General features: G+C 70.0%; 9 protein-coding genes. 6 read left to right on the plus strand and 3 right to left on the minus strand.

The genetic code is table 11. The features are described from left to right. Positions 1-384 precede the first annotated feature (384 nt). From H4W31_RS00075 to H4W31_RS00085, 3 genes are all read left to right on the plus strand, one after another. On the plus strand, positions 385-855 hold the full coding sequence (locus tag H4W31_RS00075) for a hypothetical protein (RefSeq protein WP_192764746.1): 471 nt from the start codon (positions 385-387) through the stop codon (positions 853-855). Between the two features lie 246 nt (positions 856-1,101). Beyond that, positions 1,102-1,746: a hypothetical protein gene (locus H4W31_RS00080; protein ID WP_318782945.1), complete on the plus strand. Its 645-nt coding sequence runs from the start codon at positions 1,102-1,104 to the stop codon at positions 1,744-1,746. Between the two features lie 33 nt (positions 1,747-1,779). Further along, complete coding sequence (locus H4W31_RS00085; protein ID WP_192764747.1) at positions 1,780-2,385, plus strand: DinB family protein; 606 nt, start codon at positions 1,780-1,782, stop codon at positions 2,383-2,385. 136 nt (positions 2,386-2,521) lie between these two features. On the opposite strand, the gene H4W31_RS00090 is transcribed toward H4W31_RS00085, so the two are convergent. Then, the gene (locus H4W31_RS00090) at positions 2,522-5,338 is read right to left on the minus strand and encodes a helix-turn-helix transcriptional regulator (RefSeq protein ID WP_192764748.1); all 2,817 of its coding nucleotides are present in this window, start codon (positions 5,336-5,338) and stop codon (positions 2,522-2,524) included. Positions 5,339-5,506: 168 nt separating this feature from the next. Here H4W31_RS00090 and H4W31_RS00095 point away from each other — a divergent pair, with 168 nt between their 5' ends. Next, positions 5,507-6,256, plus strand: a complete 750-nt coding sequence (locus H4W31_RS00095; protein ID WP_192764749.1) for a hypothetical protein — start codon at positions 5,507-5,509, stop codon at positions 6,254-6,256. Positions 6,257-6,394: 138 nt separating this feature from the next. Here H4W31_RS00095 and H4W31_RS00100 read toward each other — a convergent pair whose 3' ends face one another. Together H4W31_RS00100 and H4W31_RS00105 are read right to left on the minus strand one after the other, a co-directional pair. Further along, a complete protein-coding gene (locus tag H4W31_RS00100; protein ID WP_192764750.1) occupies positions 6,395-7,486 on the minus strand; it encodes an NAD(P)/FAD-dependent oxidoreductase in 1,092 nt (363 codons plus the stop codon). A gap of 162 nt (positions 7,487-7,648) precedes the next feature. Further along, complete coding sequence (locus H4W31_RS00105; RefSeq protein ID WP_192764751.1) at positions 7,649-9,829, minus strand: MMPL family transporter; 2,181 nt, start codon at positions 9,827-9,829, stop codon at positions 7,649-7,651. Between the two features lie 204 nt (positions 9,830-10,033). On the opposite strand from H4W31_RS00105, the gene H4W31_RS00110 reads away from it, so the two are divergent. After that, positions 10,034-10,618 carry a TetR/AcrR family transcriptional regulator gene (locus H4W31_RS00110; protein ID WP_192764752.1) on the plus strand — a complete coding sequence of 195 codons (585 nt, stop codon included), beginning with the start codon at positions 10,034-10,036 and terminating at the stop codon, positions 10,616-10,618. Positions 10,619-10,722: 104 nt separating this feature from the next. Then, on the plus strand, positions 10,723-12,390 hold the full coding sequence (locus tag H4W31_RS00115) for an MFS transporter (protein ID WP_225945964.1): 1,668 nt from the start codon (positions 10,723-10,725) through the stop codon (positions 12,388-12,390). Positions 12,391-12,400 lie beyond the last annotated feature (10 nt).

Consider the following 12,400-nt stretch of genomic DNA (forward strand, 5'->3'; position numbering starts at 1 on the left):
CGATCAACTCTGCGCGAGGGGGGTTCACAGGTTCAAGCCTCAGCCTCACCGACGTCCGTGCCCGATGCAGCGGTCAACATCGGCCAATAGAAGCCCGTTGTAGAGCTTGGCCGGCCGGTGTGCGCGTCGCGTCCCGGGATCGCACCGGACCTCATCCGGGCAGCCGGCAACGATCTTCCAAGCTGACGGTGCGAGTTCGATTTTCGTCGCCCGCTCCACACGTTCCTTCCCAGGTCAGCGGCATGCTCGCCGAGCCTGGGCCGTACTGTTTCTAGTTCTAGCTGTCTTTGATCTTGACGGATCCGTCCCAGGACATCCTCGTCAGGTGGCCTAGGGTCTAGCGGATGCGAGGCTTGCGACCACGATCAACTAGCCGGAGCGGGCATGGCCTACACGCTTGAGGCGGTCATCGGCCCTGCGACTCTGCTGCGAGCAGCGGTACAGGGTCAGCTGGCCGCTGTGCTGGTGTCGCTGCCACAGGGCCTCGCGATGGTGCCGATGACGGACGAACTCTTCGACGCGCTCACCACCGGCGCGTCCGGTCGTCCGTTGGGGTTCTGGAAGCTTCCCGGCGGCTTCGATCGCGTACTGGCGGCCTGGTCGTCCGCCGGGCCGGTCGGCTACGTCGAGGCGGAATTCTTTGGCGGTGTCGGCAGCCAACGGGCAGCCCTGTGGGCAGATGGAGAGCTGACGGTCGGACCTCTGTCGATCGAGGAGGACCAGTCGTTCGCGGAAGCTGGAAGTCCCATCTCGCAGGTCCTGAGAGGGCTTGGCGTCGTACGGGCGAGCCATTACGACGAGTTCGAAGCGCTCAACCTCGGGCGATACCGACGCACCACCGCCTGGCTGCCCTGATCACGCGACCGCCAACGCCTGCCGTGAGCGAAGCCGATCATGTCAAGCATCCGGTGGGACGCAAGTGTCAAGCATGTCCCGTGACAGGACGACTCGGCTGGTGCTGTGCACTGCCGTACCCATGTCTTGAGGATGAGGACGGCCCGTAAGCGGGCCGCGTCGGCCTGCACCGGTCTGCTGGCGGCCTCCGGCCGGCAGCCTCGAATCTCTGACGCCCACAGCGAGCGCCTATGTGATCATCCTGGCGTGGAGATCTGGTCTCACGAGGGCAACCTGTACGAGGTCGTCTCGTTCTACTGCCTGCCAGAGGACGCGTGGCGCTACGAGTTGGACGGGCTGAGCGGAGCCCCGGGTACCGGGCCGCACATCACCGTCGCCATCCCGGACGCGACCCCGGACGATGGACCCTTCACGCCAGAGCCCGCTCGCCTCGCCGTGGTCCACGTCGGCGGGGGCGAAACGCCCTGGCCGGTCCTGCGCCGGTTTCTCGACCTGGTCGAGTCCTCGGGTGACCTCGTGAACAACGAGGCTTCGCCGACCGAAGATGTCGAGCTTCCGTCGTCGAACAACGTCTGGTGGCACGACGGCCAGCGGTTTGAGGTCAACTCGTTCCACTTCGGCGAGCATGACGCCTGGTGTTACGAGTTGTGCGAGGTCAAGCCCGAGGCCGAGGGCAACGACTACATCGAGGTCCGCATACCCGACGCCTCTCCGGACAGCGGACCCTTCATCCCCGAGGCAGCCGACCGCGTCACTCTGACGATCCACGGCTCCTGGACCATCCCCTGGCCGATGTTCCGTCGCTTCATCGAAGCCATCAAGGCATCCGGCGACATCGTAGGAGACCCGCCGGAACCGGACGACCCAGAGCCATCAACGCTTGCAGGTTGAGCCCGCTGACGGCGCGTGGCAGGCTCGTGCCCCGTGATCGATGACTTCGCGAAAGAGTACCTGCACAGCGATCTACGTGAGATTCGTGAGGCGATGCTCTGGAAGCTCGACGGGCTGTCCGAGTACGACATCCGCCGCCCCCTGACCTTGACCGGTACCAACCTTCTCGGCCTGGTCAAGCACCTGTCGCTGTCGGAGTCCAGGTACTTCGGTGAGGTCTTCGATCGGCCGTTTCCCGAACCCCTGCCCCGTTGGGACGATCTCGGGGCGCGCGGGGCCGACACGTGGGTGACCGAGCGCGAAACGCGTCAGGAGATCATCGACCGGTACCGTCGTGTTTCGGAGCATTCGGACGCGACGATCACCGCCCTGGACATCGACTCTCCGGGCCACGTGCCCTGGTGGCCACGCCCCGACGTGAAGATGTTCAACATCCTGGTCCACGTGCTCACCGAGACGAGCCGGCACGCCGGACACGCCGACATCCTGCGCGAGCAGCTCGACGGCTCGACGGGGACAGCAGCCGGCTACGCGAAGCCGCAGCGCGAACCGGAATTCTGGGAAGCCCGGCGCGCGACGATCGAGCGGGCTGCCAAAGCAGCCGTCACCATGCCGTCCGAGACAGTACGCGACTCATGATCAACGGCACAGATTGGGCACGGCCGACGCCAGCGACGGCTGCCGACCGTCAACAACGGCCAGAAGGTTCGCAGCAGGGCCGATGAGCGGATGCCGTGCTGCCTCGGTCTGTCGGCGTCCGTACCCGGATGGGCGTTCATCCGGAGTCGCCCTCCGGTTCTTCCGGTAGGGCGTCGCCCAGCTGTTGCCGGTTGGAGATGGCCAGCTTGCGGTACGTGCTGGTGAGGTGGATCTCGACGGTACGCATGGAGACGAACAGCCCCTGCGCGATCTCCCGGTTGGTGGCGCCCCTCCTGGCCAGGCGTGCCACCCGCAGTTCGCCGGTGGTCAGCGCTTCGCGGCCGGTGAGGCGGGCCCGGCGTGGTCGGGCTCCGGCTGCGGTGAGTTCCTCGCGCGCCCGGGCGGCGAGTGGGGTGGCCGCGCACCGGTCCGCCAGGTCGAGGCCCTGCCGTAGGGGTGCCACGGCACCGGTTCGGTAACCGGCGCGGCGCAGGGCGGCACCGTGGTCGACCAGCGCGTGGGCCCGCTCCAGAACTGCGGGTGAGCCGTCCAGTAGTGACGCCGCCTCTTCCAGCTCGGTCAGCGCGTGCCGGCCCGGTTCGATGAGCGCACCGACCCGCAGGGCTCTTGCCACCGCACTGGTTGCGCCGAAGCGTCGGGACAGCTCCAGGTCCTCCGCAGCCAGTTCGGCGGCGAGGGTGGTCTGGCCGAGCGCTTGATGCGCCAGTGCCGCTGCCGTACGCCAGTGTGCGAAGTTGGGGTTGCCGTACCCGCCCTCGGTCAGCATCCGGCCGCACTCCCGCAGGTCTGCGGCTGCCTCGGCGTACCTGCCCTGGGCCAGTCGTAGCCGGCCGCGGGCCAGCAGGACGAAGTGTGCGATGAGTGTGGTCATCGACTGGTCGTCGTCCAGATGGTTGTCGGTGACCACGCGTTGGGCTTCCTCGATGGCGCCACGGGCGACCAACGCGTCGACGAGTACGGCTGCGGCGAGTGGGAGGTCCTGGGGGCGGGTGTCTTCCTGTAGTTCGAGCGCGGCCCGCCCGTCGCCCTCGGCGTCGATCAGGTTTCCGGCGTAGAAGGCGGTGTGCGATCGCAGTACCGCGAGGTAGCGGAACTCGGCCGCGTTTCCGAGCCGGCCCGCGTCGTCGATGCCACGGTCGAGCAGTTCCAGGGACTCGGGCAGGTGGTCGGCGACGGCGAGCGCCGCGCTGGCCATGTTGATGAGGATCCACCTGTCGCGGAACAGGAGCGGCCCGGCCGCAGACCGGCGGGCGAGCCGGGCGGCCTCGGCGGCGGGGCGGTCGCCGCTCACCGCCGCGCCGAAGGCCACGACGGACAGGATCAGCCGTTCGACGTCGCGTTCGCCGGACAGCGACGGCACCAGCGGGTCGAGCCGTGCGGTCCACGTCTTCGGGGGCTTGATCGTGATGATGTCGACCATGGCGAGGGCCGCCTGTAGCTGGAGCGGTAGTTCAAGGTGGTCCCCGTTGATCGACAGGCGGGCGAGTTCCATCGCCTCGACGGCTGCCCGGCTGCGTCCGGTGTGCAGCATCAGCCAGCCCAGCTGCATCGCCAGCTCCACCCGCCCCTGCGAGGTCGGGGCGAGGTCGATCGCCTGGCGGAGTACGACCGCCGCCTCCTCGGGTCGGTTGGCCATGCCGAGGGCCTGGCCCAGTTCGGCGTGGACCGCCAGCCGCTGCGGCGGCGCGACGGGCTCGGCCAACGCCCTGTTCAGGAACGCCACCGCGGGCTCGGGCGCATTGCGGGCCATCGCGCCGTTGGCGGCGGCCCGCAGCGCCTGGCTCACCCACTGGTCCGCCTCGGGCTCGGCGAGCAACAGGTGGGCGGCCAGTTCGTCGGGGTCGGCTCCGTCGTCGCGCAGGACCAGCGCGGCCCGTTTGTGGTCGGCGGCGCGCAGCATTTCGGTGGAGTCGCGGTATACGGCGGTGCGTACCAGCGGATGTATGAACCGCATCGGCCGACCCGGCTCCAGGATCGCCTCACGTGCCAGCGCCTCCGCCAGCTGCGCCACCTCGTGCACCGGCAGCCTGGCCAGCTTGGCCACCCGCCGAGGCGTGGCTGCGGGGCCGAGCACGGCAACCGCGCGGGCCACCCGGACCGCGGTGGGGCCGAGCCGGGCGAGCCGGGTCAGCACCGCCCGGCTGATGGTGTCGGGCTGGAGGTTCTCGACTCGCCGGGCCTGCGCCGCCTGCGGGCGTACTCCGCTGTCGCGCAGACTGGTCAGCGCCTCGATCAGCAGGAACGGGTTGCCGCCGCTGGCCCGGGCACAGGCCCGGCAGAACTCGTCGTCGGCATCGGGCCCCAACTCGGCGTGCACCAGTCGACTGATCGCCTCATCGCTGATCGGGGACAACTCGACAAGTGTCGGATTCAACCCGGTCAGGGCGCGGCCGATCGGATCATCGCCGCCGCGACGGGAACGGCTCGCGAGGATCAGCAGGGCGGGGATGTCGCCGAGCCGCCGGCCCAGGTGCGAGATGAAGCGCATGGACGCCTCATCGGACCACTGCGCGTCGTCGATGCTGAGCAGCAGCGGCCGGTCGGCGAGGTTGCAGCACAGCCAGTAGAGCCCGTGCTCCACACCGCCCGGGCCGGCCCCGCCCTCGCCGCCGGGGTCCATCCCGAACACCACGGTGGCGAGGCTGGCCGCGCCGGACAGCAGGTCGGCGCGTACCTCCGGACCGGCGGCCCGCAGCGGCGGCTCCAGCAACTGCCGCACCATTCCGAACGGTACGTCCTGTTCCAACTCACCGCCGAGCGCGGCCAACAGCCGGAATCCGCCCTTTGCCGCTCGGGACCGGATCTCGGCCAGCAGCGCTGTCTTGCCGATGCCGGGCGGACCCTCCACGAGCAGAACGGCACCCTGCCCGCCGGCGGCCCGGCTCAGCAGCCGATCCGCCGTCTCCAGTTCGCTATCCCGTTCGATCAGCACCACGTGCCGCCCTCATGATCATGTCCAGTCAGGGTCACGCTCTCGGATCCCGCCTAAAGGTAGTGGTGGGTACCACGATGCGTACCACTTCCACCACCGGCACCGTTGTCACATGTCATTCACCCGACGCGCCCGTGCCGTGGCAGGCCCGGCGAGGATGGAGCGGACGTGAAATCATGGGACCTCACCGACGAGGAACGACGGCGGGGGCGCTCGGCCCTTGTTCAATCGGTGACGTCACTCGCCTTCGGGGTGGCCGGCCCCCCGGCCGCATGGTTGGGGCAGTACCTGTACGACCGGAGAGACCTGATCTTCAACCGGTACGGAACGCCGAGACGAGCGTTCGATGCCGGTGGACATGCCCTCGACCTGTCCAGGGTGGGGCGCCCGTCGGCGACGCGACCTGCGACGCTCTCGCTCCAGACCGGACTGACGAATGCTGTCCGTCAACTCGGCCTTCGTGAGGGCGACCCGGTCACCCTCGTACTCGTCGGTCAGCTCTCCGTCCGGTCCGGAAGCGGCCTCGTCGTGCCGGCGCTCGTCGGCGACCAGGTCGAGCTGGCCATCCCCATGGGCACGTATTCGCTGACGGCGCTCGCCAGCCCGCGAGACACGCTGTTCGCCGAACCGGACCCCTTCCGGGCCGTGACCGGTCGGACAGTGGCCCTTGGCGGACACCAGACCCTCGCGCTTCCGCTGACAGCCCGACAGCCGGCAACCTGGGCACGGTCCACGACACCGTCCGCGCCTGCGGCGCTGCTGACGCGCTGCACCTGCCCGGAGTGCACTCGGCGGCGTCCCGTGCGGACCGGTCAGGTCAGGTTCCGGCCCACCGGCCCGGTGTGCTGGTCCTGCGGCCTCACCGAGTCCAGCTGCGACTGCCTGGTCGGCTCGATCCGGCGCTGGTGGGAGGGGTGAGACGACCGGGCGAGCGCACGCCCGTCCCGGCTCAGGCAGAGCTGATGTGCACGGCGAGTATCCGCCAGCCGCAGGTCGTAGGTCCAGGTCCGGGTGTAAGGACACCGCCGCTCCGGACGGATCGTCGGCACGTCACGCTCATGCCGTGGCCGTCTTCCAACTGAGCTGCGGGTCGGGGAACGAGCCGTCGCCGAACAGCACGCGCGACGCGGCGGCTCGTCCCGGCGACGTTCGGAGCAGCGCGAACGCGGCCTCGGTGACGGTCGGTGACCGTACCCCGGACAGGGCGCGGCGCATCAGCAGCCGTACCCGGAAGCGCGCCCGTAGCGACGCACCGTCGTAGTGCCGCAGCACCGACACGTCCCCGGTGCGCAGGTAGTCGTCGGTCACCGCGGCGGCCAGCTCCGACAGCCGCAGGCACGGGTCGAGGCCGCCGGCGGTCAGCGGTGACACCGCGCCGGCCGCGTCGCCGACGAGCAGCCCCTCGGGGCAGGCGAGCCGGCGCAGTACACCACCGACCGGGATCGGCCCACCGCGACGCCGTACCGGCCCGGTCGCGGCCGGCAGCCCGCCGAAACGCTGGCCGAAGGTACGCAGCAGCCGGGGCAGCGGGCCGGCGAGCTGGTCGGGCCGCCCGGCCAGCCCGACGTGGGCGTGTCGTCCGTCGTCGACGACCCAGGCGAGGTATCCCGGGGCGAGTCGCGGATCGACCACGCAGTGGAATGTCGGTGGCCCGCCGCCGTCGGCCACCGGGAACACCTCTTCGACGCCCACGATCACGTGCTGGTTGACGTCGAGCCCGAGCCGGCGGGCCACCGTCGACCGGGCACCGTCCGCGCCGATGGTGAACCGGGCCGCGACGCCGTCGACCGGATAGGAGACGCCGAGGCGTACCCGGGCACCGGCCTGCCTGGCGCGGGCCAACGCATGGGCGTAGATGCCGGCCATGTCGGCGACCCGGAACTCGTCGCGCGAGCTGACCAGCTCGACCGGCCGCCGCAGCGACGGCGGATAGAGCACGACCCGGCGGATCGCCGGCCCGAGCTGCTCGGCCGGCAACGCAAAGTCTTCGAGGGTACGGCGGACGAAGATGCCGGTGGTGCGGATACCCGAGTCGAGGGTGCTCCGGCGGTCGACGACAAGCACGTCACGGCCCTGTACGGCCAGTAGCCGCGCGGTGTGCAGGCCGGCCAGCCCGGCACCGACGACGAGTACGTCCACGGTCTCCATAGCCGCCGAAGGTAGCGGCGCAGGGGCCCGCAGGCGGCTGCTGTCACAACACCTTCACGCAACTTCCCCAGATCCTGCCGAGGGCCCGCCCGGCGCGTGTCACCACACCTGCGGAAGGGCACCTCGCGGTACGCGTACGGCGAGGTGCCCTTCCGCAGGTGCTCAGCCGACGCCGGCGCCGACCGGTGAGCGGTCGTCCGACGGAAGTTCCTGGTCGCCGTCGCCCGGCACGTCGCCGTGCCCGGGCCACCACGCCTTGTGGCCCAGCAACGCGGTCAGCGCGGGCACCAGGAACATCGACATCACGAATGCCGAGATGGTGATGCCGATGGCGACGGCGAAGCCCATCTCGGACAGGAACGCGACGCCCCCCAGCATCATCGAGGCGAACGTGCCGGCCAGGATCAGCCCGGCCGCGCCGACCGACGGGCCGCCGTGTTCGACGGCCAGCTGGGCCGCCGTACGCGGGTCGTTGCCGAGCCGCGCCTCCTCCCGTAGTCGGGCGATCATGAGGATGTTGTAGTCGGTGCCGATCGCCACCACGAACAGGTAGAGGATCGTCGGCAACATGAACGACAGCCCGGGCCGGTCGCCGAGGCCCTGGAACATCAGCACCGTCGCGCCCAGCGTGCTGAAGAAGCCCAGTACCACCGTGACCATGAGGTAGACCGGCGCGACGATGCTGCGCAGCATCAGGCCGAGGATCAGCGCGATCAGTACCGCCGCCACGGGGAAGATGACCCGCAGGTCCCGGTCGTTGGCGTCCCGGATGTCGGCGAAGATCGAGGTGGCACCGCCCACCAGCGCCGTGGTGCCCGGCGGAGCCTCGGCATGGGCCACGTCGCGGAGCTCGTCGCCGGCGAGGTCCAGCGCCTCGTTCGAGTACGGGCTGTCGGCGAGCAGCAGGTTGATCTGGGCGGCGGTACCGTCCTGACTCATCCCGGCCGACTCTCCGGACTGGCCGGCCGGCATGATCCCGCCGATGCCCGGTACCTGCTGAAGTCGCTGGGCGAACCGCTTCACCGCCGCCGGGTCAAGGCGCTCGCCACCGTCGCTGCGGACGTAGACGGTGGTCGGGTTGAGCGCTCCGGCCGGGAAACCGGACTGGAGGTCCCGGAAGCCCTGCGAGGATTCGGTGTCCTCCGGCAGTTGGGCGGTCTGGTCGTAGTCGGCCTGCATGCCGAGCGAGCCCAGCGCGAGGACCACCATCACGCCGCCGGACGCGAGCGCCACGACGGCGGGACGCCGCCCGACGAACCGGCCGATGCCCCGGAACGCACTGCCCTTCGGCGTGCGCTGCCAGGACTTGGACGGCCAGAAGATCTTCGGACCGAACAACGAGACGACCGCCGGTACCAGGGTGACCGCGGCGAACGCCATCACGACCACCGCGATGGCCAGCGCCGGCCCGAGGCTCTTGAAGGCACCGAAGACCGCCAGCAGCAGCGCCATGAACGCGATGACGATGGCGGCCGCCGCCGAGGCGATGACCTCGCCCACCCGGGCGACGGCGGTGACCAGGCCGGCCTTACGGTCGTCGCCCTCGCGTAGCCGTTCGCGGTAGCGGAACAGCAGGAACAGGATGTAGTCGGTGCCGATGCCGTACAGGACGATGGTCAGGATGATCTGCAACGACTGGTCGACCTGGAGATCGGTCGCCTGGGCCACCAGGGCGATCAGTCCCGGGGAGATGGCGCTGACCACGGTGACGGTCACGATCGGCAGCAGCGCGGCGATCGGGCTGCGGTAGATGAGCAGCAGCAGCGCGATGATCAGAACTACTGTCGCGATGCCGACGATGAGGAAGGCGGTCTCGAAGGCGTCCTGGTTGTCCAGTTGCATGGCGACGTCGCCGGTGACCGAGAGGGTCAGCGGTGTACCGCCGACCGCGGGTTTCGCCACATCGCGGATCTGCTGGACCGCGTCGAGCACCTTCGGGTCGTCCGGTAGGCCCTTGAGCCCGGCGCTGATCAACTGCACCTGTTTGTTCGGGGAGAGTGCCTGCGGGCCGGTCACCACCCCGGTGACCTGTTCGATGTTCGCCGACTGGAGCTTCTGTGCCAGCGTGCCGATCGTCGTCTGGTCGGAGTCGGTCAGCGGTTGGCCGTCGGTGCGCCGGACCACGATCGTGGCACTGGAGTCGTTGGCCTGGGCGAAGGACGTCTCCGCCAACTCCTGTGCCTTGACCGATTCGTAGCTGCCGGGCAGGAAGTTGGCCTGATCGGTGTTCGTGACGTCGGACAGGCTCGGCGCGAAGATGACGATCGCGGCCGCGGCCACCAGCCAACCGATGATGACCTTCCACGGATTGTGGACGACGTAGCGCCCCAACCGTTCGAACATGACTCCCCCTCTGTCGATGTCCCTTACCGTCCGGCAGGTAGATGCCTACCTGCCGGCAGGTAGACAAGATTCGAGAGTACGGCCCGTGCGTTTCGGGCACGTGACCTCCCCTGTGGACATCCTGCGAAACCCGCACTGTGAGCACGCTGAGGAAGCGTTGTGTTCGCGTTAAGATCATCGGCCGCGAGGGAGGCGGATCGAGCCATGGTCGAGGACACCAAGGAACGGATCAGGGCGGTGGCGCTGGCGCTGTTCACCACGCACGGCTACGAGCAGACCAGCCTGCGCGAGATCGCCGATCGGGTGGGCATCACCAAGGCCTCGCTCTACTACCACCACCCCTCCAAGCAGGCGCTGCTGATCGCCATCGTCGAACCACTCCTGACCGAATGGCGGATGATGGTGGAGCGCCTGGCGGCGGCGCCGCACACGCCCGAGCACGTACGCGACGTGTTGGGCGAGTGTCTGGACACGATGCTGCGGCACCGCGACGCCTGTGCCCTGTTCGCGCGGGACGTACCCGCGCTGCTCACCGCCGTCGGGCCGATCCTGGTGGAGGCGAAGGAACTGGGCACCCGGATGAACGCCTGGCTGGCCGGACCGGATCCGAGTCTCGCCGACCGGGTCCGGGCATTCGCCGCCACCGAGGTACTCAACTCGGCGCTCGCGTCCGCGGTCATGCTGCCCAGCGTGCCGCAGGACGAACTGCGCGCCACACTGCTCGACGCGGCCGCCGCCGTACTCGGCCTGCCCCGGACCGAGCCGGCTCCCGGCAGGCCGGGGGGCTAGCGACCGTTCGGGGGTAGCGAAGTTCTTAACGCGGAGTGCACGATAGGTCACGCCAGCGGTGGCCCGGCTGCCGGTAGTTGACTACGATGCGGATCGGTTGGGTGATGGTGACCGTCGGCCAGGAACTGCGCGTGCCAGGTTCGCCGTCACCGTGGCCGCCGCGTGCGGCGCTGACGCTGGCACTGGCGACGGTGGGATTGGGTTTGAACCTGAGGGCCTGGATCCTGCTGGGCCCGCACCTGCACGAGCGGTTCGACGTCGGGCTCCGGGACTACGTCCTGCTGATGGCGCTGCCGCTACTGGTGGCGGCGCTGGTACGCCTGCCGGTGGGAGTCCTCACCGACCGGTACGGCGCGCGGGTGATGTTTCCCGTGGTCAGCCTCGCGAGTGCGGTGTCGGTACTCGGCCTCGGGCTCGCCGAGTCGTTGCCGGCCGTCGTGGTCTTCGGCAGCACGGCCGGGCTGGCCGGCGCCGCATTGGTCGTGGGTGGATCCCTCGTGTCGAGGACGGTCCCGTACGGCCGACGCGGCCTCGCCCTGGGAGTGTTCGGTCTCGGTGCGACGGTCGCCGTGGTGATCTCGGCCCTCTCCTGGCGCCTCGGCCCCGACGGACGGCGGGCCGCTCTGCTGCTCGGCGTGGCGCTGGTGGTCTTCGCCGGGCTGGCCGCGCTGGTGTTCCGGGATCCGGTCACCGCGCACCGCGCCCGTTCGCCGCTCGGCACATGCGTCGAGATGATCAAGCTGGCCTCGACCACCTCGCTGTCGGTGCTGTACGCGCTCGCGCTCGGCGGTGTCGTGGCGAGCGCGGTCTACCTGCCGGTGTACCTGGCAACGGTGTTCCGGATGGAGTGGTTCCACGCCCTGGCGGTCACCGGCACGCTGGTGGGGCTGGGCGCCGGGGCGCGACTGCTCGGCGGGTGGTGGACCGATCGGCGGCCCACCCCGCAACTCCTGACGGTCTGCTACACCGTTGCCGCGGGCCTGTGTCTCGTCGCCGCGTCGGACCCGCAGCTACGGTGGCTGTCGATCCTGGTGATCGGGGCGATAGCCGTCTGCGACGGTGTGGCCAGCGGGGTGCTGCTCGCACTGATCGGCAAGGCGGCACGGGCGGAGAGCGTCGGCGCGGTGATGGGGGCGACCGGCGCCGTGGCGGCGCTCGGGGCGCTGGTACCTCCGCTGCTGATCGCCGGTGCGGACCGGCTGAGCCAGTCCCACGCCGTCGCGTGGATCCTGCTCGCCGCGCTGTTGCTCGTCGTGGCGCTCTACGTACGGGCGCACGGCCTTCGTATCGGGTTGGGCCTGGCCGTACGGTTCGAGCCGGAGCCCGGCCCGACGGCGATGACGGTCGCGGTGGTCGGAGAGGCGGAGACCCAACTGGGTGCGGCCGCCGTGGTGGCCCGGCTCGCCGAACTGGCGGCGAGCGACGAGCTGGTCGTGGTCTACGGATCCGACCGGCCGGTACGCCGCCGGCCCAGCGCGAACGTCCTGGTGCTCGGGCTGCGGGACCGCCTGCCCCGGCACAGCGTCGTGGGCGTCGGAGTCACGCCGTACGCCGGGACGCTCGGCGCACTCGCCGCCCCGGTCGGCGAATCCGTCGAGGCCGGTGAGGTGGCGATCGCCGTCACCCCGACGGCGGATCTCAGCGGCGTCGCCGCCGAACTCTCCAGCTATCTGCGCGCCGACCGGGTGCTGAGAGTCTCCTACTCTCCGGCGGGTGGTGCCGGCCTGCACGAGGTCTGGAACCGCCGTACGGCGGCCACGAACCACGGGTAGCACCACAACC

This window comes from Plantactinospora soyae (assembly GCF_014874095.1).
Taxonomy (GTDB): Bacteria; Actinomycetota; Actinomycetes; order Mycobacteriales; family Micromonosporaceae; genus Plantactinospora; species Plantactinospora soyae.